The 21727-nt window shown below is 49.4% G+C and carries 17 protein-coding genes and 1 other RNA gene; 4 read left to right on the top strand and 14 right to left on the bottom strand.

Going from position 1 to position 21727, the window contains the following annotated elements; genetic code table 11:
* Positions 1–300: 300 nt before the first annotated feature.
* The 9 genes from EA408_05405 to EA408_05365 all read right to left on the bottom strand — a co-directional run bounded on the left by EA408_05405 (position 301) and on the right by EA408_05365 (position 9503).
* Positions 301–1095, bottom strand: coding sequence for a tetratricopeptide repeat protein (locus EA408_05405; protein ID TVR73274.1), 795 nt, complete (start codon positions 1093–1095; stop codon positions 301–303).
* Entirely contained in the window at positions 1092–2987 is a 1896-nt protein-coding gene (locus tag EA408_05400; GenBank protein ID TVR73273.1) for a protein BatD, read from the bottom strand. Before EA408_05400 ends, EA408_05405 begins: the two co-directional genes overlap by 4 nt.
* 140 nt (positions 2988–3127) lie before the next feature.
* Positions 3128–3979: an aerotolerance regulator BatC gene (locus EA408_05395; protein ID TVR73272.1), complete on the bottom strand. Its 852-nt coding sequence runs from the start codon at positions 3977–3979 to the stop codon at positions 3128–3130.
* Positions 3972–4994 (bottom strand): VWA domain-containing protein, encoded by a 1023-nt coding sequence (locus tag EA408_05390; protein ID TVR73271.1) that lies wholly within the window; start codon positions 4992–4994, stop codon positions 3972–3974. Before EA408_05390 ends, EA408_05395 begins: the two co-directional genes overlap by 8 nt.
* A gap of 22 nt (positions 4995–5016) precedes the next feature.
* The gene (locus EA408_05385) at positions 5017–6000 is read right to left on the bottom strand and encodes a VWA domain-containing protein (GenBank protein TVR73279.1); all 984 of its coding nucleotides are present in this window, start codon (positions 5998–6000) and stop codon (positions 5017–5019) included.
* A 1-nt stretch (position 6001) separates the two neighbouring features.
* Positions 6002–7057 (bottom strand): hypothetical protein, encoded by a 1056-nt coding sequence (locus tag EA408_05380; protein ID TVR73270.1) that lies wholly within the window; start codon positions 7055–7057, stop codon positions 6002–6004.
* Between the two features lie 57 nt (positions 7058–7114).
* The gene (locus EA408_05375; protein ID TVR73269.1) at positions 7115–8035 is read right to left on the bottom strand and encodes a DUF58 domain-containing protein; all 921 of its coding nucleotides are present in this window, start codon (positions 8033–8035) and stop codon (positions 7115–7117) included.
* 43 nt (positions 8036–8078) lie between these two features.
* Positions 8079–8492, bottom strand: a complete 414-nt coding sequence (locus tag EA408_05370; GenBank protein TVR73268.1) for a hypothetical protein — start codon at positions 8490–8492, stop codon at positions 8079–8081.
* A gap of 15 nt (positions 8493–8507) precedes the next feature.
* Positions 8508–9503 (bottom strand): ATPase, encoded by a 996-nt coding sequence (locus EA408_05365; GenBank protein TVR73267.1) that lies wholly within the window; start codon positions 9501–9503, stop codon positions 8508–8510.
* A 294-nt stretch (positions 9504–9797) separates the two neighbouring features.
* Here EA408_05365 and EA408_05360 point away from each other — a divergent pair, with 294 nt between their 5' ends.
* Complete coding sequence (locus EA408_05360; GenBank protein ID TVR73266.1) at positions 9798–10760, top strand: bile acid:sodium symporter family protein; 963 nt, start codon at positions 9798–9800, stop codon at positions 10758–10760.
* A 20-nt stretch (positions 10761–10780) separates the two neighbouring features.
* Here EA408_05360 and rnpB read toward each other — a convergent pair.
* Together rnpB and EA408_05350 are read right to left on the bottom strand one after the other, a co-directional pair.
* Positions 10781–11176: RNase P RNA component class A (gene rnpB / locus EA408_05355), an RNA gene on the bottom strand.
* 240 nt (positions 11177–11416) lie between these two features.
* A complete protein-coding gene (locus EA408_05350; protein TVR73265.1) occupies positions 11417–12628 on the bottom strand; it encodes a DUF2027 domain-containing protein in 1212 nt (403 codons plus the stop codon).
* Between the two features lie 72 nt (positions 12629–12700).
* Between EA408_05350 and EA408_05345 the strand changes: the two genes are divergently transcribed.
* Complete coding sequence (locus tag EA408_05345; protein TVR73264.1) at positions 12701–13984, top strand: S-adenosylmethionine:tRNA ribosyltransferase-isomerase; 1284 nt, start codon at positions 12701–12703, stop codon at positions 13982–13984.
* A gap of 54 nt (positions 13985–14038) precedes the next feature.
* Here EA408_05345 and dnaA read toward each other — a convergent pair whose 3' ends face one another.
* From dnaA to EA408_05330, 3 genes are all read right to left on the bottom strand, one after another.
* On the bottom strand, positions 14039–15469 hold the full coding sequence (gene dnaA / locus EA408_05340) for a chromosomal replication initiator protein DnaA (GenBank protein TVR73263.1): 1431 nt from the start codon (positions 15467–15469) through the stop codon (positions 14039–14041).
* 320 nt (positions 15470–15789) lie between these two features.
* Positions 15790–16713, bottom strand: coding sequence for an MCE family protein (locus EA408_05335; GenBank protein ID TVR73262.1), 924 nt, complete (start codon positions 16711–16713; stop codon positions 15790–15792).
* Between the two features lie 69 nt (positions 16714–16782).
* Complete coding sequence (locus EA408_05330) at positions 16783–17967, bottom strand: N-acetylmuramoyl-L-alanine amidase (GenBank protein TVR73261.1); 1185 nt, start codon at positions 17965–17967, stop codon at positions 16783–16785.
* Positions 17968–18126: 159 nt separating this feature from the next.
* On the opposite strand from EA408_05330, the gene EA408_05325 reads away from it, so the two are divergent.
* Together EA408_05325 and EA408_05320 are read left to right on the top strand one after the other, a co-directional pair.
* Positions 18127–21051, top strand: a complete 2925-nt coding sequence (locus EA408_05325; protein TVR73260.1) for an LPS-assembly protein LptD — start codon at positions 18127–18129, stop codon at positions 21049–21051.
* 66 nt (positions 21052–21117) lie between these two features.
* The gene (locus EA408_05320) at positions 21118–21495 is read left to right on the top strand and encodes a RidA family protein (protein ID TVR73278.1); all 378 of its coding nucleotides are present in this window, start codon (positions 21118–21120) and stop codon (positions 21493–21495) included.
* The last annotated feature ends 232 nt before the right edge of the window (positions 21496–21727 follow it).

The following is a 21727-nucleotide window of genomic DNA, read 5'->3' as shown; positions in this document are numbered from 1 at the left end:
TTGATTGATTGATTGATTGATTGATTGATTGATTGATTGATTGGCTGACAGCCCCCGGCCTTTAGGTTTAATAAGTCTCGAAATACGGCTTACTTTTTAAAATATGACAATATAATAAGATTTTTTCATTATAAATATCATCAGAATATTTTTTATACTCTGAAGTGCAATGATTCAGGCAGTTCCAGTACGAAATATTTTTAAAGGGTAAAAACGTGGTGCAGGGCCGCCTGAGCAGTGGCGGCTCACCTGGGTGGTGCAGGGCCGCCTGAGCAGTGGCGGCTCACCTGGGTGCTCCGGTCAGATCCTTTCGACAGCTTCCTGCCTGAGCCAGCCCTTGTTGCCATCGGCAAGCCTTACTGAGTACCATTCGCCCAGGGCATCCTCAACATACACCTTTGTCCCCTCATGTATGATGAACAGATCGGTGCTGTGTGCATCGGGTGAGCTTTTGACCGATACGGCCGGGGCAAAAACTATGGCACCGTTGTAGTTCCTTACATGGTTGCGCCGGTCAAGTCCGAAGATAAAGCTCATCAAAGAAATCAGGAGCGCAGGAACTGAAAGCCAGAAGAGCAGCTTTTTCAGCGTCACCGATGATGACATAAGGAACCCCAAAAGCAGAACCAGCATGACAATAAAGGCTGACACACTGAGCAGGGCCCAGGTGCGTATCCCGAACAGATCCCTTGCACCTGTCCACCACCGGTTCAGAAAAAATCCGGGGAGCTCCTCTATCCTGTCCCTTACATGCATCCTTGCCAGCTCAAGGTTGAACCTTATATCATCATCACCCGGAGCAAGCAGCAAGGCACGTTCATAGTTGAGAATTGCAGCCGGTATGCGGTTTGACCTGTAGCAGGCATTTCCAAGATTATAATATAGTTCGGGAGACCGGTAGTCTGCTTCGGCTATCTGCTCATACACCTGTATTGCCTCTTCAAAGCGGCCTTCAACATACAGGTTGTTGGCCATGTCAAACAGAACGTTGGGGGTGGCGGGAGCCGAAGGTTCTTCTTCACAGAAAGCATAACCGACTCCGGTAATGAAGAAGATGAACAACGCAATTATATACTTACAGGCCTGGTATGTCATTTTCTGATTTTTTGCTCAATTTCTGAAATGGCTTTCACAGAATCGTTGTATATCTCATCCATTCCTGGCAGGGATGAGGGCGGCGCATACCTGGCATACTCGCACTGGCTGATAACTGTCATCAGCCTGTCGACAAGACCGGCGGGCACGCCTCTCTCCAGCAGTTCACTTTTAGCCTTCCCTGCGTTGAGGCCGGCTACCGGAATTAACAGCTTGTCACTGAGGTAGCCCCAGTGTGCCCTCAGCACCTCTTCGAAGAACCGTTGCTGCTTATTCTGTTTCATATACCTGCCGGCAATCTTTAGTCTCCTGCCTGCCATCTTCCTCGCCCTGCGGTTCTTCACCCTGGCAATATCAGCACGGTCTGCTATTTTTTTCCGCTGGACAACTACCATTACTATAAAGAGGGCAAGCGGCAAGAGGAACCAGAGATAGAGTCTGAAGTTGCCAAAAGGGTCGTATCCCGCCTCCCTGAAGATGACCGAACCCGTCCTGATGAACCTTATATCCCTGCCAATGACCCTTATATCCTCCCTGGCAAACCCGGTAACCGGGGGGTCGCCTTCAGGGGTGTCGCTGCGGTGCACTGTGAGGTTCAGCTCATCTGAGCTAAGTGTTTGATAGCTGCCGTCATGCGGATCGAAGTAGCTGAACCTTACAGGTGGTATCCTGTAGTTTCCTTCCGACCTTGGTATCATAAGGTACTCGTATGTGATGCTCCCCTCCTGGCCACGGATGCTGTTGCTGATGTTCTGACGCACCGAGGGGTCGTACACCTCAAAGGTGGGGGGGAAATCAATTGCCGGCCGCCCCATAAGTCCGGGATTGCCGTTCCCCGAAAGGGTCACACGTAAGCTTACCGCCTCGTTGGTACCCGTCTCCCTGCTGTCGATGTCAACATCAAGCGTGAAATTACCGACACCACCTGTAAATCCGTCAGGCCTCTGCGGAGGCAGGGGTTTGACGGTTAAGTTAACGGGGCTGCTTCTTACCGGTATCCGCCTGGTCTCAAATCCCCCGAAAAAATCGTCGAAAAGGCTTCCCCTCCTGCCGGTGCGCTGCCGCACCATCGCATCCATCTCAAACGGCTCTATCATTATCTCACCGCTCCTCTGCGGGAATATAATGAAGCGCCTCAGGATACCCGTACCGTAAATCTCGCCGTCAACCACTTCACGGTCAAGGGTGCGCAGCTGGGGTGTCTCAATATCCTGCTGGAAAAAACTGCTGAATGAAGGGAACCTCACGTTCTCTATACCGGTGAGGTCCAGCTTTGAGTACAGCTTTACCGTCACAACGATCCCTTCTCCCTGGTAAACCTCCTGCCTGTCGGTAATCAAACGAACAAAAATGTCCTCTCCGGCCGGAGGCGCCGGGGTGCCGGGTGCAGCCTGATCTCCCGGCCTTGAAGGCAAAGCGCTCTGTCCGTCACTGTCGGCAGTGACTTCGATGGTGACCGGGTTGCTTTCATAACGTTCCGTGCCTACGCTGACCGATGCGGGGCCTAATGTGAAGCTACCTTCTTCGGTTGCCTGCAGCACATAGGTGTAAGTGACCGATACCACCTGTGTCATCTCCCCGTCAATGATCTGCACGCTCCGGCTGCTTGATGTGGATGGACCGGACAGAAGCCTGAAGCTGCCCAGGTCCGGCAGCCTCAGGTCACTGCCCTGTGCATTGAGCGTGTAGGTAAGCCTGAACTGCTGCCCCACTGCCGTTGTGGGCGGAGATGACGCCCTGAATTCTATCTCTCCGGCCCCGGCGGTTTTGAAAGAGAGCAGGAGGGCAAGCACCAGCAAAGCTGTACCGGCCGTCCTGCAAAAAACGGCCTGCCCAATGCAGGTGCAGGAAAAATTCTTCAATACTTTGAACATTTTTGTTTTTCCGGTCATCTGTTACCTGTTATCTGCATTAAAATACCCGGGCTTTTGCCGGAACTTCAAACCCGCCGGTACGGGGAATAATTCCGGCAACATCTTCACTGCCAGTTCCGAACCATCGTGGTCCGGTGCTGCTTCCGGCGCCCCCGCCTCTACCAGTTTCTCCCCGACCGTGCCCTTTGTACCTGTTCCTCCTGCTCCATCAGTTTCTCCTGGACACGTTGCTCTTCCCTCTCGGCAGCCTCGAGCATCCTTAACGCATCTTCAGGAGATATCTGGTCTGGCCTCTGCTGTTGCTGTTGCTGCTGTTCACGGTCCTCGCCTTCCTCACCGGTGCCTTCATCGTCTCTCTCCTGGTCACGGTCATCACCCTCGTCATCGCCCTGCCCGTCGTGTCTGTCATCTCCTTCTTCACCTTCCTGCTGATCATCACCGCCTTCCGGCTGCCCGTCATTCATCTGATCAAGAAGGTTCTGGGCAAAAGCCAGGTTATACCTGGTCTCGTCGTCAAGCGGATTATTCCTCAAAGCCTCCTTGTACGCCTCTATGCTCTGCTCTACCTGCTCCATCATCAGCATCGAGTTTCCCAGGTTGTGATATACCTTTGAACGGTTCCGTGGCTCATCAACCTCATCGGCAAGTTCGCCGAAGTGCCGGGCAGCCTCTTCAAACCTTTCCTGCTTGTAAAGCGAATTGCCAAGGTTGAACCTTGCCTGGGGTGAATTTTCATCACTCTCTAGAGCCCGTCTGTAAGAGAGCTCAGATTCATCGAACAGCTCCTTATGATAAAGCCTGTTGCCTTCACGGATATGGCGCCTGCCCTGCTGGGCGCTTACCTGCAGGGTTCCTGTGCCAAGAACCAAAACCGTCAGTGCAAGCCACAGGGCTCCCTTTATCATTGTTCCATTAAAGATTTGCATAATGCACTGATATTTTATACTAACTATACGGTTCAAAATAAACCATTCATATTTAATTTCTCCTGCCCGGCGATCCTTAACCAAACAGTTTTATCCGGCCCAGCAGGCTGTTTTTCCTGTTCAGGACCAGGAAATCGATCACCAGCAGAATGAGTGCAATGGCAGCCATGTACTGGAACCGCTCATCGAACTCAGTGTAAACCATCTCTTCCATCTCAGCCATCTCCATCTTTCCGATCTCCTCCATTATAGTGCTAAGTCCCGTTCCCGAGGAGCCTGCCCTGATGTAAACACCCTCGCCCGACATGGCGATCGACCTCAGGGTTGCTTCATCGAGACGGGTGATAACGGTGTTCCCGTCCTCATCGGTTAAAAACCGTGATTGACCGTCTCCCAGCGGTATGGGTGCACCCTCAGGCCTTCCTATTCCGATGGTATGTATCGTGATGCCCTGCTCCCTGGCAGCAACCGCGGCAGCAACCGGATCATCTTCATGGTCTTCGCCGTCTGATATTATGATCAGCACCCTGCTTGCCTCCGTCCCCGGTGTAAAAGAACGCGCGGCAAGCGAAATGGCCCTGCCTATTGCCGTACCCTGAACCGGCACAATACCGGTGTTGATGTTCTCCAGGATCATCCTTGCAGCAGCGTAATCGCCCGTAATGGGAACCTGAACGTATGCATCGCCGGCAAATACTATGAGGCCAACCCGGTCATTACGCAGGGTGGCCAGCATGCGTGAGATCGCCATTTTGGCCCTTTCAAGCCTGTTGGGGCTGAGATCCTCGGCAAGCATACTGTTTGAAACATCCAGTGCGATTATTATCTCAACACCTTCCCTCCTGACCTCCTCCAGCCTGGAACCGAACCGTGGTCCTGCCAACGCCAGTATTATAAAAGTCAGGGACAAGGTAAAAAGCATGAATTTCAGTACCGGACGGCTCCCCGATACCTCAGGCATGAGAGTGGCAATCAGCCGGGGATCTCCAAATCGCCTGACAGACCTCCTCCTCATATGCCTGGCCAGCACAAAGATAACAACCAGCGCCGGGATCACCCAGAGGTACCATAACAGCTCACTGTTTTCAAATTCAAACATCTCCGGTCATTATTTATTTAACTCATGGTATGCTGCGCACCACCAGTAACCTCATCAGCCATTCGGCCAGCAGCAGCACCCCTGCCAGCAATGCAAACACCGCATACTCTTCCCTTGTTGAAGAGAAGTGCCTGACATCGATAAACGACTTTTCAAGCTCATCTATTTCAGAATATATCTCAATCAGGGCATCCTCGTCTTCAGCCCTGAAGTAACTTCCTCCTGTTATCTCAGCTATCTCTATCAGGACATCTTCGTCAATGTCAGCCTCTATGCTCTGGTACTGTATCCCGCGAGGTGTCCTGACAGGGAAGGGTGCCGGGCCCCTGCTGCCCACCCCCACAGTATAGACTCTTATGCCGAAGGTGGCAGCAATATTGGCTGCGGTCAACGGGTCTATGGCCCCCCTGTTGTTGACCCCGTCGGTAAGCAATATTATGATCCTGCTTTGCGTATCGCTGCTGCGCAGACGGTTCACAGCCGTTGCCAGTCCCATCCCTATTGCCGTACCATCTTCAATCATACCTATCTCAACCTCTCGAAGAAGATTTACCAGCACCGCATGGTCTGAGGTAAGCGGACACTGTGTGAAGCTTTCGCCGCTGAAGATCACAAGCCCTATCCTGTCATTCCTTCTCCCTGCTATAAACTCAGTAGCTATATCACGCGCCGCCTCCATCCTGTTGGGCTTGAAGTCCTCGGCCAGCATGCTGCTTGAAATATCCAGTGCAATCATGATATCTATCCCCTCTGTCTCTATCTCTTCCCATATATCATGGGTCTGGGGCCTGGCCAGCACTATCACAAGGAAGGCTGCAGCAATCATCCGGAATGCGAAAAGGAAATACCGAATGTAGTGCCGCACCGTAACAGGAGCTTTTTCTGCCCAGTGCAGGCCGCTGACGCGAAGCGCCGGATAGCGGTTTCTCTGCCTGATCAGGTACCAGGCCGTCATCAGTGGTATCAGGAGCAGAAGCCACAAAAACTCAGGATATGCGAAACTTATCTCACCCATCTGTATTCAATTCTTTGCTGCCAAATTCATTACCGTGTTCACCGGCAGTCGATGTGCCGGGGGGATGGATACTCGTAGACTTTACAAAGCGGAAGGCGGTATCAAGAGCTGCCTCATGCTCTTCAGCGCCGGGAACCGCCCTGGCAAATTTAACCAGGTCGGCCAGTGACAGCAGCTCCTCCAGCACCCCGGCAATTCCATTGACGGCCTCAGGGGAGCTTCCCAGGTCGCCGATGATCTCGCGGCTCGTCCGCTCCATTGTCATGATACCAAACCTTCTTTCTATATATTTACGGATAATGTCTGTAATTCTTGTGTAGTATTCCTTAATCTTTCCTTTCTGCCAGAGGGACTCCTCCTTCAATTCCTTAAGTTCCCTGAGAGCAGTAACATGTGCCGGTTCGGCCGGTTCAGCCCGTGCAGGTTCATCCGGCATACCGGCCGCATCCTTTCGCCTTCTTAAATACCTGAACAACCACCATGCTGCAGCTAACAGCAAAATAAACAAAAGTATCCAGGTAATGACCCAGGCAATTCCCACCGGTATCCCGAAAGGGGACTTAATATCAAAAATACCGGAATCCATATCCACTTCCGGAGCATGAACCTCAATCGCGGTGCGCCTTGTCCTGAGTACCTGCTCATCATCCTCCAAAAGGAATGCAAACGGGAGAGCCTCAACGTAATGTTCGCCGCTATAGAAGGAGGTAACCCGGTAAGACCTGGTTATTCTCAGCCTCTCCTCACCTGTCTTTAATGTATCTGCAGGCATGGAGCCAAGTATCTCTATACTGGCTGAAAGGGTATCCTGCAGATGCGGAAAGGCTACATGCATTCCCTCAGGCTGGTCTACCGTGATGGTGAAACTGGTTTGCCCGCCAAGCATTATGGCCGTAGTGTCAAATCGGGCAGAGATGCTGATAAGCTGTGCATTCAAATGCAAAACCGGCATCCATGTTAACAGGAAGATGAGCCAAGCGGTTCTGGCAGGAAATATATATCCCGGTTTTCCCTTAGAACTCGTATATGGCAAAAATATTCCTGTCATCTGTTATTATGTTTCCGGCATTAACAACCCGTGTGACAATACATTTCCCGTTCCATCTTATCTCCGCTTAAAAAGATTGATGAGCGGTTTAACATAATCTTCTGATGTGCTTATCTTAACTGCATCAATACCGTTCCTTGCAAAAAGCTCTGAAAGCCATTTATCATGCATCTGCCACCATGCAGAGTATTGCCTTCTCACCCCCTTTGACAGGGTGTCAACCCATCGTACCCCGCCAGTCTCCGAATCGCGCATACGGATCATGCCCACCGGAGGCAACTCCCTCTCCCTGCCATCGTATATCCTGATGGCCACCAGGTCGTGCTTCCGTGCCGCTATCCTGAGAGTGTCCTCAAAGCCATTATTATTTAAGGCTACTTCCTGTATGTCAGTATTGTCTCCCTTGTCTGAACCAGGCTTCACCAAAAAATCAGAAATCAAGAAGGCAGTGCTTCGCTTCTTGATCGCGTTGGTAAGGTATTTAAGGGGCCCGGCGAGGTCGGTACCCCTGTTTTCTGGTACAAAATCGATCAACTCCCTTATTATATGGAGTATGTGTTTACGGCCCTTTTTGGGCGGTATGAACTTTTCCACCTTGTTACTGAAAAATATCACACCTATTTTATCATTGTTGTGGATAGCCGAGAAGGAAAGTACTGCTGCAATCTCGGTCATCATGTTCTTCTTCAGCATACCGCTGGTGCCGAACTCCCTAGAACCGCTCGTGTCGATGAGCAGCATAACGGTCAGCTCACGCTCCTCCTCGTAAACCTTGACATAGGGATGGCTGAACCTGGCAGTAACGTTCCAGTCAATGTTCCTGATATCGTCGCCAGGCTGGTACTCCCGCACCTCACTGAATGCCATGCCTCTTCCCTTAAAGGCCGAATGGTAATGGCCGGCAAAGATATCCCGTGAGAGTCCACGCGACTTTATCTCGATCTTCCTTACCTTTTTAAGCAGTTCCCTGGCTTCCATTTTTCATATTACTCTTTGAACCTGCAATATGCGAACCCTACCCTCATAACTCAGGGTCAGCTTTTCTTACAGTTACCGTAAACATCCAGTCACCCTCCTCCAGTGTCAGCATGAAGGTCTCTCCCCTTGTTCGCGCAATCCAGCGGTTATCTCCCCGGTTTTCATAGTCCACGTCATACCTCCCGGTCATATCATCAAGGTAATCGATGTCAACCATCAGCCTGGTAAAGGTACACCTGCCTTCACTGTCCATGAAGACCAGCAGTGTCATGTCGCCCGAAACGTGCTCGAAGGTCATGAATTTCAGCTCATCGTCATTGGGTGGATCCCTGAGGACATATCCCTCGTATGCCCCTGCCAGGTAGTCCTGAATCTCAGAGTCCTTCATCCCCGGCAATATCTGAGCTGATATTTCCGCCGTAAGGCTTAAAAACATTATGGCCAGGAGTATGCGCATTGACTGGGTGACTAATCAGGGTACCTCAACAGTGTTGAGTATTTCGGTAATTATATCTTCAGATAATATATTCTCCGCCTCAGCTTCATAGCTGAGACCAATCCTGTGCCTCAGCACATCATGGCACACTGCCCTCACATCTTCGGGAATGACATAGCCGCGGTGCCTGATAAATGCATAGGCTTTGGCGGCGCGCGCAAGGCTGATACTGGCCCTGGGCGAGGCCCCGTAGCTGATCATGGCCTCAAATTTTCCAAGCCGGTAATCCGTAGGGAACCTTGTGGAGAATACTATATCAAGTATGTATTTCTCGATCTTCTCGTCAATATATACATCCTTGACCACTTTCCTGGCGTTTATTATGTCGCCGGGCGACAGCACCCTTTCTGGCTTTGGAAATTCGGCTGCCAGATTCTGCCTGATAATGATGGTCTCCTCGGCCCTTGTGGGGTAGGTTATGACCACCTTGAGCATGAACCTGTCTACCTGTGCCTCGGGAAGCGGATAGGTACCCTCCTGCTCAATAGGGTTCTGCGTTGCCATTACCATGAATGGCTCCTCAAGCCTGAATGAATCCGAGCCTATTGTAACCTGGCGTTCCTGCATAGCCTCGAGGAGGGCGGACTGCACCTTGGCAGGAGCCCTGTTGATCTCATCGGCCAGGATGAAATTTGCAAATATGGGCCCTTTCCTTACGTGAAACTCCTCTTTCTTCTGGCTGTAGATCATGGTTCCTGTCAGGTCGGCCGGTAACAGGTCGGGAGTGAACTGGACACGGTTGAAGCGGGCATTGATAACGCCGGCAAGGGTGCTTATGGACAAGGTCTTTGCAAGTCCGGGCACCCCTTCGATAAGTATGTGCCCGTCAGACAACAGTCCTATCAGCATACTGTCGGTCAGATGCTTCTGCCCCACTATCACCTTTGACAACTCGTTGTTGATGGCATCGATGAAAGAGCTCTCCTGTCTGATCCGCTCGTTAAGCTCTTTAATGTCAATTGTTTCCTGCATAAATTGTTAATTTAATAGTTTTTCATGATAGCAGCGGTCCTGAATTTGGAAATTAACGCCGGTGAGGAAAATGTTATTATGGTAAAAATTTTTAAAATTTGTTAACCGATTAACAGACTGACCCCAAAAATACAGTAATTCCGCTAAACATAAAACCTGCCAAAGTGCCCGGCAGTGTCAAAATTTCACAAAAAGTGACAATTTATCAACAGTTCCTTACCCGATATGGACCGTCAGCATGGTACAATTCGAAAAAAGCGGTTTATATTTACCGGGAAACCAACACCGTGTGATATGTTCGAATCACTGGCCGCAATTGACAGCATAAGGCTGAACTTTTCGGAGGGGGGACTGCTCTATATGAATATAACACTGGCCTGTATTATGTTCGGGGTCGCAATGGAGATAAAGATAGAAAACTTCAGAAAGATATTTCTTTATCCCAAATCGGCCATCCTGGGTATTGTTTCACAGTTCCTGCTTCTGCCCGCACTCACCTTTGCCCTTGTCATAATGCTCAATCCGCCCCCGTCGGTGGCAATGGGCATGATCCTGATCGCGGCATGCCCGGGGGGAAACATCTCTAATTTTATCTCGGCACTGGCGAAAGCCAACATAGCCCTTTCTGTGGGGCTTACTGCTTTTGCAACATTGTCAGCCACGTTTTTCACCCCTTTCAACTTCGCATTCTGGGGAGGGATGTATGTTCGTTACTATCAGCAGGCCGGCCACCTGAATATTCCTATCCAGATAGACTTCCTCGAGATGGCCAGGACTGTGTTCATCCTCCTGGGTATACCGCTAATCGCGGGGATGCTGTTTGCACATAAGTTCCCGAAGTTTGCAGAAAAGAACATGAAAAGGATCAAGATCACATCTATCCTGCTCTATCTCTCCTTTATTTTCGGTGCCCTCATTTCAAACCTGGAACACTTTACATATGTCATATTTCCGATCGGACTGCTGGTCTTCCTGCTGAACGTGCAAACACTTTCAACCGGCTACATGGTCGGCACGGTGGCCCGGGTGCACAAAGCGGACCGGCGGACACTCAGCATTGAGACCGGTATTCAGAATAGCGGACTGGCACTTGTACTGATATTCAATATTTTCCATGGCAACGGTGGCATGGCCTTCATGGCTGCCTGGTGGGGTATCTGGCAGATGGTGAGCGGTCTGCTTATAGCATGGGCGCTTTCGCGGATAAGGATACCTGAAATGAAACTCTCGGAGGTGCCCGTCAAACCGGACCGTTAGCATCATTCTGACGGTTATAAAAAGTCAGCAGGCCTGTAAGCCGGGTTCTGTATCCCCTATCGGGGACTTCCATCATCTGTCTGGGACAGCCGTCACCGGCTGCCTCTTGCGGCCTACCCCTTCCGGTCATCCCCTTCGGGGAATGCAGGACGGGCAGCCCTGCTTTTCTGAATTAACAGAAAACCCGGAATATACATGGCCTTACAGCTCACGGAACGGACGGCTCCGCCTGTCGCCAGACGGACCGGTGAGCTCTTACCTCACCTTCTCACCCTTACCCCGGCATGCGGGGCGGTTTTTTTCTTCTCCGTTACCATACCCTCACAGGTATCTTCCCGTTAGGAAGCATGATGCCCTTTGCTGCCCGGACTTTCCTCCCCCCGCCTGTGGCGGAAGGCGATGGAACGGCCTGCTGATTTTGATAATAACACCTGGATCACACAATCAATTGCATGACCTGCACGGCAAAATTACAAAAAAGTGTCTGACAATCAACCGATCATGTCAAATATTGTGCCGGAATGATTTATGGACCTCCGGTACAGTCCGCAAACCCTTATCAGATATTCCGCTGATCCCGGTTACTGCCGGCCTTAGCCCTGGACAGATGCTCATGTTGGATTCCCGGTAGTGCCGGCCGGAGCCTGAACAGATAATTATTTTCTGATGATGATCATTGTGGCCCCGTACCCGTACTCCTTAAACGAGGCATCCTGGTAACGAAGCTTAGGGTATTTCTTATCAAGCGTTTTCCTGATCTCATATTTCAGCTTCCCCTGCCCTATTCCGTGTATAAAGACTATCCTTCTGGTTTTGCCACGCAATGCTCCCTCAAGTGCCGTGGTAAAGCGGGCCATCTGGATATCAAGGGTCTCTTTCCCGGACAGGGAGCTGTGATCCTCCAGAAGTTCCCCTATATGGAGATCCACCTCTTCAACAAGTGGATCGGCGGCTGTCTTCTTCTTTCTGCTATCCTTATCCTTACTGTCCGTTTCCACTTTACCGGCAATGAGCCTGCTTATCTCCTGTTCTCTTGCTTTCCTGACCTCCCGGTCATATTGATCTGAGATAACCGGGAGTATCCGCGCATTCTCCTCAAAAAAATCGTTTATCGTAAAGCTGCCGTCCGAATAGATATCGACGGGATCAAGTCGCAGATCTGCCTGTGACGGTGATACGGGATCATAAATGCCTTCCATGTAAAAAAGTGCCTGGAACTTCAGAGTGATGAATGAGTTCACCTCCTCCCTGCTGAAAGTGCACACCCGGATCTTGGTTTCGGGGTCCAGGTTGCCTGATGCGATATTCAGCCAGGACGGATCATCTTTCCTCAGAAGTGTATAGAACACCATAAGGCTGCTGTCATTTATCAACCAGAGCTCCAGTTCACTTCCGTGCTTTGCTTCAACAAGTCCCCCCAGTATATTACGTTCGGCAGAGCCTGCTCCGGGTCCGAATTCTTCCGCGTCTGCAGTTGTCACCTCTGCCTTTTTCTTTCCCGGGGGCGAACCATAGTCAGAAGATACCTGATCGGCCGGATCCGCCGGATCTGCCTCATAGCCTTGCGCCGCTTGAATTACCTCATCAACCTTATCTTCCTCGTCCTCATCATACTGATCGCCGTCCACATCAAAAGCATCCCTGGCAGGAATACCTTTGCCGGAACGGGAACCGGTACCCGGGCCGGTGTTTTGACTGCTGTACTTTCCCGAAGATTCGCCGGGTACAGGAATTAACTCCGACACGGGAACAGGGACCTCAAATCCTTCATCAATCAGCACAATGGCCATCTTCGGATCGTCCAGGCTGATTACCACCCCACCACCTGTGTCGTTAAGGAATTTCACCCTGTCGCCTTCGCTTATCATATTTCAGCAGATTTTGTTCAGATTATGGTACAAAAATAGTTAATTTCGCCGGACTAAACTGAGTGATGATTCATGCACCTTTCTCCCGGAGATATCAGAATGGAGGATTACACCTACGATCTTCCCGCTGCAAGGATCGCCAAATACCCTTTGAAGGACAGGTCAGCCTCAAGGCTGTTGCTGTATGACAACGGCGCAATTACCCACCTGCCTTTCCGCGGGATAGCAAAACTTGCAAAGAATGGCGGCTTAATGGTGTTTAACAATACGCGGGTAATACAGGCCAGGATAATCATGTACAAATCGACAGGCTCAAGAATAGAAATATTCCTGCTCGAACCCCTGGAGCCCTCCCTATACACAGAAGCATTCCTGGCAGGGCCGGGGTGCCGGTGGAAATGTATGATTGGAAACAAAAAGAGATGGAAGGGTGGCCACCTGGAAAAAGAGGTAATTATTGAGGGAGCGGCAGCGGTGCTAAAAGCCTTAATGGTGAAAGACCATGGAGGCTGGCAGGAAATAGAGTTCAGGTGGAAGCCTGAAGCCCTGGGATTCGGGGCAATTATAGACGGAGCCGGACTGACCCCGGTACCGCCCTACCTGGGACGCGATTCTGAAGCAGGCGACAAAAACTGGTACCAGACAGTCTATTCCAGGCATGAGGGCTCAGTGGCTGCACCTACTGCAGGCCTCCATTTTACCGGAGAGATCCTTGATGAGATCAGGAGATCCGGTTCTGCCACCGGTGAGATAACCCTCCATGTGGGAGCAGGCACCTTTGCACCTGTCAAATCCCCCACTGCAGAGGGGCATACTATGCATGAAGAGCATTTTACCGCTTCAGGTGAGATAATACGCCGGATATTACAGAACCATGGAGCAGTCACCGCTGTCGGCACTACCACCGTCCGGACACTGGAGAGTCTTTACTGGCTGGGCGTCAAATGCTTACATAATAGCAAAACAAATATAGAACCCCGGTGTAACCACGGTCCCTCCGAAGCCGACGATATCAGCCTCGGACAGTGGGAGTATCTTGACCTGCCCGGTGATGTTACTGTAACCGAAGCAATGAATGCCCTGCTGAATAAAATGGCAAATGAGGGTAATGACCTCCTTAAAGCAAGAACGGAACTTATGATAGTTCCGGGCTACCGGTTCAGGTTAACGGACAGGATGATGACCAATTTTCACCAGCCGGGCAGCACGCTGCTGTTACTTGTAGCCGCATTCATAGGAAATGATTGGCGAAGGGTGTATGAATATGCACTGAACAATAATTTCAGGTTCCTGAGTTACGGAGACACAGCGCTGCTAATTCCTGCAAAAAAGAAGAACCCTGCTGAAATGATTTAAAATTCATCACGGGTCAGGGTAATAAAAGGAATAACGGTGAAGCAGACGCTATATTCAGACTTTCAGCTTTTTCTCTATCTCCTGTATGCAATGCATGAAGCGCTTGTCGGTTTCCATAAGGTTATTAACCGTCTTGCAGGCATGCAGGACTGTTGCATGATCCTTACCCCCGATCTGCGATCCTATCGTTGCCAGTGACGATTTGGTCAGGCTCTTTGAGAAGAACATGGCAACCTGGCGGGCCTGGACTATCTCCCGCTTCCTGGTCTTCACCTGCAGTTGATCAAGTTGAATATTGAAATAGTCGCAGACCACTTTCTGAATATACTGAATGGATATCTCACGCTTGCTGTTCCTGACAAGCCTGTCGATCACCTGCCTGGCGAGTTCATTGTTTATTTCACGCCTGTTAAGGGTGGACTGGGCCAGAAGGTTGATCAGCGCTCCCTCAAGCTCCCTGATATTGGTTGTTATATGCGTTGCAAGTGTCTCTATCACATCTTCCGGGATATCTATGCCGTCGTTATAAACCTTCTGCTTCAGGATGGCGATCCTGGTTTCAAAACCGGGTGACTGCATATCGGCCGATAACCCCCACTTGAACCTTGACAGCAGCCGCTGCTCCATCCCCTGAAGCTCCACGGGAGGTTTGTCAGATGTCAGTATGAGCTGTTTGCCGGACTGGTGAAGATGGTTGAATATATGGAAGAAAATGTCCTGCGTTTTCTCTTTTCCGGCAAAATCGTGCACGTCATCAATTATCAGCACATCGATCATCTGGTAGAAATGCAGGAAATCGTTCCTGTTATTGTTTCTTATAGCTTCTACAAACTGGTTGGAAAATTTGTTCGCATCTACGTACAGAACGGTTTTATCAGGAAACTTCTCTTTGACCTCTATGCCAACAGCCTGTGCCAGGTGAGTTTTACCAAGGCCGTTGTCACTGTAAAGGAAGAGGGGATTGAAAGCCGTCCCGCCGGGTTTGGCTGCAACAGCAAGTCCGGCCGAACGTGCAAGACGGTTGCAGTCACCTTCGACAAAATTGGAAAAAGTCTTATCAGGGCATAGCTGAGGATCAACATGGAGTTTCTTAATGCCGGGTATTATAAACGGGTTCTTAATGGTATTCTCACCGTCATCGAGCGGGATTGTAACGGGCTTGTTTCGTGGCTCGGACTTCGATCTGCCGGGGAACCTCACCGTATACGGCTTGATATCGGAGAAACCGTTGTTCTCCATCACAACGTTATATTCAAGCTTGGCATCATTACCCAGCTCTTTCCTCAGTGTTTTGCTGAGTATATCGATGTACTGTTCTTCCAGGTATTCGTAGAAAAAGGGGCTGGGAACCTGTATCGTCAATACATTGTGGTCAATTTTCAGGGGTACAATAGGCTCAAACCATGTCCTGAAACTTATTGAGGGCACATTATCCCTGATTACCTTGAGACAATTATTCCAGATCGCAACGTGATTACTATCCATTTAAACACTAAATCTTTGAATAAATTATAACTTTTTTTACGCTGAAGCAATTTTGTTAAAAAAATGATTAAAAAAAAATTGCTCCGGGTATTGACATTGTGGAAAATAAAACAATGGTTTTATTAACAAAGCCTTAAAAGAGGGAAAAAAATGAAAAAACTTTTAATAGTCTTATTATCATATCATTAAACCAAATCCGTGTTAATAAATTGTTAACTACAACTTTACTCGCTGTTAACTAATGTTACTCTTAACCGGAAGAAAAAAAATTGATTATTTAATCAATTTAAAACGGCCATTTGTCAAAATAGAAAAGCTCTTTATTCGCGTTTCCGGCCAAAAATAGAAAAGTGGACATACCTTCCCGGATGCTCCCTCAGGTCAATGACCAGCTGGTCCAGATTCCTGGCTGCACTTTCCAGATTGTTGTACAACTCCTCATCTGCCAGAAGCTTACCTGCTGTCCCTTCACCGCGGTTCAGCCTTTTCATTACGTGGTTGAGCTCCTCCAAAACATTGTTCACATTGCTTACAGCTGTCAAAAGATCTGACTGGGCCAGAGAATCGGAAACAGAGACAAAATTATCGGAGATATATTCAAGGTTGGACATGATATTGCCGAAACGGTTCTCCTGATCTGTCAGCATGCCCTCCAGGGTACTTACCGACCTTTTCAGTCCTGCAATTGCATCTCCTGCATTTATTACACCTTCTGAAATACTTTCCTGTACATCCTTATCCAGAATTGACCTCATAATGACAAAAACCGAATCAACCGATGCCAGCATGCTTTCAGCTTTGTCGCGCACCGGCTCTACCTGCCGCAGAAGTCCCTCCACAAGGTCGGGCTCTACCTCCGACCTGAGGGTATCACCGGGATTGTGCCTCTCAGAAGATTCTCCCATGATAAGGTCAACTGCCTTGGTGCCCATGAAATCTGAATTGATAATTCTGGCAACCGTGCCCTCAGGCAGTTCTATCTTCCGGTCGATCGACAACCTTACCTGCAAATATCTCTGTCCGCCGGTAAATCTTATGTCATCAACATAACCAACCCTGTGACCGCTAAGCATGACATGCCCCGACTCCATTAGTCCCCCGACACGGTCATATAATGCATAATAGTCATTGGTGGGTGAAAACACATTCTTACCCTTAAGGAACCCGTATCCCCAGATGAAGAACGCCAGGGTTATGATTACCAATAACCCGACCTTTGCTTCTTTGCTTAACTTTACCGTCATCTGATAATTTTCTTTTAGTTTTGGTGGGTAACAATTCCCGGTACGGGAAGATATTTGCCACGTATAGTTTCAATCTCTGTTCAAAACTTCCTGCAGTGATACCAGCCGTCCTTCGCTAACTGCAACGATGAAGGCGTCAGGAAAGATCTGTTGCAGCTTTGTTCTAAGTTCCGCAGCATCTTCAAGAGTTGCAGAAGCCCCGACAACATATCTGAACAAACCGCCGGATTCAAATACCTCAACATCTTCAATTCCCCCAAAAAAATCGGAATCAAGTGGTATCTTATTCCTGGATGAGCCTACCTGAACCTTGAAAACCACCTCATCACCTTCACCGGTCTTCGGCACAGTTTCCTGTCTCTCCATCTCTTTTGCCTCTTGTTCACTGTCAACAGATGCGATATCTGCACTGTTTTCCGCCACGGTTCCTGAATTACCAGAAGCGGCGCCTGCAACCCTGCTGTCCCTCCTGCCATTCCTGTTAATGTTTCCCCCACCTGCTGCATAGAGGGCATCGCTCTTTCTCTCTATCGATACCTTGTAATCCCTGAATGCCCTGAAAATTGCAGATGCTATATATGCCTGGCCCTGCTCCGACATCAGGAACCTCTCCTCCTCTTCATTGCTTATAAACCCAACTTCAATCAGCACACTCGGCATGGTTGTCTGCCAGAGCACCAGAAAACCCGCCTGCCGGACTCCCCTGTCAACCCTTCCTACCCTTTCCCTGAACTGACCCTGAACATAAGATGCAAAGTCCAGACTCTGTGAAAGATAAGTGTTTTGCATTAAAGAGAAGATAATATATGATTCGGACGAATTGGGATCGAACCCCTCATATTGTTCATCGTAATCATCCTCCAGCAGGATAGCGGCATTTTCCTTCATCGCTACCTCCAGATTCTCCTTTGATGTGTGATGTCCCATCACAAATGTGTCCGTTCCCCTGACGGTCCGGTTGGTATTGGCGTTTGCATGTATCGATATGAACAGGTCGGCATTGTTCCTGTTCGCTATCTCCGCACGCCTGTGAAGCTCGACAAACTCATCTGTCGACCTTGTATATATTACATTGACATCGGGAAGATGCTGGTTGATATACTCGCCAAGTTTCAACGAGACAGCGAGTACTATGTCCTTCTCCCTGCTTCGTCTTCCCAAAGCCCCCGGATCCCTTCCTCCGTGCCCCGGATCAATCACTACTGTACGAAGCCTGTATGCGCCATCACTGACTGCTTGCAGGGGAGAGACCATAAAAAGTGAACAGAAAACAAGAATTACCGGGAAAATCCGTTTAGAATGAATAAAAAGGGACTTTAAATTACCGGCCATCTGACTCCAAATTGATTTTATTGGTTAGTTTTGAGAGTTCAAATTTCTAACTGATCTGGATACAAAAATAGTATAATAAAATTGCATAATAAGTATTATATCAAGCTTTTTAAGCTCCTCCTTCACATAATACCTTCTATAATACTGGTGCTTTTGATCTCCGGATTCGACAAACCTCCGGAGCAGGTTGTTCCGTATTTGGCTGCATATACACCGCTGCCCCCTGATCCCAGTCAGGGACAGTCCCAGGGGATCAGGCCAGATACACTGAATCAGTTACCCCAGGATGCGATTCCCGATACACTGAACCAGTTACTCCAGGATGCGACACCCGATACACTGGATCAGTTACGTCAAGGGATTATTCCCGATACGCTCGGACGTGATATCTATTATCCGGGCATTGAGCCGCTGCCGGATACCGGCGAAGAACCGTCTGAGGCCGGCCCTGAGCAACCATCATCGCCCGACAGGGCAGAGCGACGGTCCGACCGGCTTGAAGCACCACTGGAGTACAATGCTGAAGATTCCATAGATATTTCTGTTTCTGAAAATAAAATATTTCTGTATGGAGAGGCATGGGTCAAATACGGAAATATTGAGCTCAGGGCAGCCTATATTGAAATGGATATGAACGCCAGGGAGATATATGCAAGCGGCCTTCCAGATGAAAACGGTGTAATAACGGGACGGCCGGTAATGACCGAGGGTCGCGACACATACGAGGCAGAGATAATGAGGTATAATTTCGAGACTGAAAAGGGATGGATTTCAGGAATTATCACGGAGCAGGAAGGGGGCTTTCTCCACGGTAACGTAACAAAGAAGCACGAAAATGACCATCTTCACATCCATGGGGGTAAATATACTTCATGTGACCATGAACATCCTCATTTCTATATCGCTCTTACCAGGGCAAAAGTGATCCCCGATGAAATGGTTATCAGCGGGCCGGCCTACCTGGTAATTGAAGATATCCCGCTGCCCATTGCTGTTCCGTTTGGTTTCTTTCCCAACAAACCCGACCGCACCTCGGGTGTCCTGATGCCCAGTTACGGCGAAGAGGCAAACAGGGGTTTCTACCTGCGCGAGCTGGGATACTACCTGCATCTCAACGATTATGTAGACCTGCGGCTTACCGGCGATGTTTACAGCCTTGGATCATGGTCGGCAAACGCCATGTCAAATTACAATCTGCGCTACAGGTTCGGGGGAAGCATGCGATTTGCCTATTCAAACAATGTTGTTGGTGACAGGGGAATGGCAAATTTCCAGCAGAATACCTCCTACAATATTGCATGGCAGCACAGGCAGGACCCCAAGGCCTCGCCCTACAGTAATTTCTCGGCAAGTGTAAATTTCGGATCCAGCTCGTTCAACCGGTTCAATACTGTTGATCCGGACAGGTTTGCTCAGAATACTGCGCAGTCAAGTATTTCGTTAAGCCACCGGTGGCCCGACTCGCCGTTCAGCCTGACAAGCAACATAAGCGCAAACCAGAACTTCTCTAACCAATCGGTCAGCGTAAGGATGCCCTCAGTCAATTTTAACATGGCCAGGCAGTATCCTTTCAGGAACCCCGACAGGGTAGAGCAGCGCTGGTATGACAATATTGAGCTCAGCTATTCCTCAAAGCTTGACAACAGGATAAACACCTTCGACACACTCCTTTTCAGAAGGGAAACGCTGGGCGATATGCAGAGCGGTTTCCAGCATGACATACCCCTGCGTGCCAACTTCAGGGTTCTTAACCTTCTTAACCTGACACCTTCACTCACCTATACCGGTGTCATGTACACCGAGCAGATAAGGAAGACCTGGGTGGATGATTATTTTGACCCGGTAAGAAATGAGGTTGTCCCAAGTCTTGTTACCGATACAATCCCCGGTATAGTCTACGGTCACGCACTGACCCCCAGTTTCTCCACAGGCCTGAGCCAGAATATATACGGCATGTTCCAGTTCAGGGATTCAAGGGTTGAAGCGATCAGGCATGTGATGGTTCCGTCGGTCGGCTTCAGTTTCACTCCCGATATGGAAGGACTGGTGCCGGATTACTACAGGGAGGTCCAAAGGGATACCCTGGGCAATACAACCGTTTATTCAATATTTGAGGGACAGCTATACGGAACCCCGTCTATAAGGGGGCGTGCCGGATCAGTCAGCCTCAGCCTTGCAAACAATATCGAAATGAAAGTGCGTGACCGGAACGACCCGGATGCTGAATCACGTAAGGTAAAAATACTGGACCGGCTCAACTTTACTACCAGTTACAATGTTTATGCCGACTCCATGAACTGGTCGACAGTTAACATGAGCGGGAACACATCCATATTGAACAACAGGGTCAATATCAATTTCAATGCAGTGATGGACCCCTATGCCGTTGATGATAATTTCAGGCGCTACAGCGCCTCTCAGTGGAGCGTAAACAGGAGACCGGGGCGTATAACGAGGGCGGGACTTAGTATGACCATGGGATTACGTTCAGCGGCGGCGGACAGGAGGCCGGCTCCTGGTGCACCACCCCCCGGTAACGGATTGGCACAACCTGAAGGAATGGACCCCATGATAACAGCCGGAGACGAAATGCCTCCCGGAGAGGACAGGTTCTCTCACCTGGACGATATAGATGCCTCGGTTTATTATTATGGCGATTACGTTGATTTCAATGTACCGTGGAACCTGAGCCTAAGGTATAACCTGACATATGCCAAGCCACGTGATGAAATACAGATAAATCAATCCGTTAATTTTTCGGGAGATATGAGTCTCACGCCAAGATGGAGGATCGGCTTCAGTTCAGGTTATGATTTCAGGGCAGGAGATTTTACGATGACCAATATTAATGTTTACAGGGACCTTCACTGCTGGGAGATGAGGTTTGGGGTTGTTCCGTTCGGATCAAGGAAAAGCTGGAATTTTACCATCCAGGTAAAATCATCCATGCTCAAAGACCTCAAGTATCACACCCAGCGCAGCTGGTACGACAACTTTTTCAGGTAAAAGGCCGAAACAATATAGCTCAACACCGGGTATACGAAAACCCTTCATTAACATAACCCAATGAATATGAAACGAATAATCCACACCAAAAAAGCGCCTGCAGCTGTAGGGCCCTATTCACAGGCCGTTGAAATAAACGGGACACTTTTTATCAGCGGACAGATCCCTGTCAACCCGGCAACCGGGAAGATAGCCGATGGAGGAATAAGGGAACAGACCAGCCAGGTGATGGAAAATATAGGAGCGGTACTTGAAGAGGCCGGCTATGGCTTCTCAGACGTGGTAAAATCTACCTGTCTTCTGGATGACATGGACAATTTCGCAGCCATGAACGAGGTTTATGCAGAATACTACCATGAAGATCCACCGGCAAGGGCTGCATACGGAGTGTTCAGGCTTCCGCTGGGTGTAATGGTCGAGATTGAGACCATTGCGGTGAAATAACATATTTTCAGCTTATTGCCTGCTGCAGGTAGAAAAGGCCGAAGTCTCTGCCAGAAAAGACTGAAGTCTCAGGCAGAAAATGATTGCAGCCCCGGGCAGATCAAAAACCCGTGGCCATGCCTGTCAGAACTAAAAGGCGCAGGAATGGATCCGGAACTAACCGGCAAAGCCCATAAATAAAAAAAGCCTTCCCCTAACAGGAAAGGCTCCATTATCTGTTTCGGTTGCGCCT

This window comes from Marinilabiliales bacterium, from assembly GCA_007695015.1.
Lineage (GTDB): Bacteria > Bacteroidota > Bacteroidia > Bacteroidales > PUMT01 > PXAP01.
This window is presented reverse-complemented; position numbering and strand designations above follow the sequence as displayed.

Bases quoted from the DNA above. Each gene is read 5' to 3' on its own strand.
- EA408_05405 (TVR73274.1), bottom strand. From the start codon at position 1,095: ATGACATACCAGGCCTGTAAGTATATAATTGCGTTGTTCATCTTCTTC.
- EA408_05400 (TVR73273.1), bottom strand. From the start codon at position 2,987: ATGACCGGAAAAACAAAAATGTTCAAAGTATTGAAGAATTTTTCCTGC.
- EA408_05390 (TVR73271.1), bottom strand. From the start codon at position 4,994: ATGTTTGAATTTGAAAACAGTGAGCTGTTATGGTACCTCTGGGTGATC.
- EA408_05380 (TVR73270.1), bottom strand. From the start codon at position 7,057: ATGACAGGAATATTTTTGCCATATACGAGTTCTAAGGGAAAACCGGGA.
- EA408_05375 (TVR73269.1), bottom strand. From the start codon at position 8,035: ATGGAAGCCAGGGAACTGCTTAAAAAGGTAAGGAAGATCGAGATAAAG.
- EA408_05370 (TVR73268.1), bottom strand. From the start codon at position 8,492: ATGCGCATACTCCTGGCCATAATGTTTTTAAGCCTTACGGCGGAAATA.
- EA408_05365 (TVR73267.1), bottom strand. From the start codon at position 9,503: ATGCAGGAAACAATTGACATTAAAGAGCTTAACGAGCGGATCAGACAG.
- EA408_05360 (TVR73266.1), top strand. From the start codon at position 9,798: ATGTTCGAATCACTGGCCGCAATTGACAGCATAAGGCTGAACTTTTCG.
- EA408_05350 (TVR73265.1), bottom strand. From the start codon at position 12,628: ATGATAAGCGAAGGCGACAGGGTGAAATTCCTTAACGACACAGGTGGT.
- EA408_05345 (TVR73264.1), top strand. From the start codon at position 12,701: ATGCACCTTTCTCCCGGAGATATCAGAATGGAGGATTACACCTACGAT.
- dnaA (TVR73263.1), bottom strand. From the start codon at position 15,469: ATGGATAGTAATCACGTTGCGATCTGGAATAATTGTCTCAAGGTAATC.
- EA408_05335 (TVR73262.1), bottom strand. From the start codon at position 16,713: ATGACGGTAAAGTTAAGCAAAGAAGCAAAGGTCGGGTTATTGGTAATC.
- EA408_05330 (TVR73261.1), bottom strand. From the start codon at position 17,967: ATGGTCTCTCCCCTGCAAGCAGTCAGTGATGGCGCATACAGGCTTCGT.
- EA408_05320 (TVR73278.1), top strand. From the start codon at position 21,118: ATGAAACGAATAATCCACACCAAAAAAGCGCCTGCAGCTGTAGGGCCC.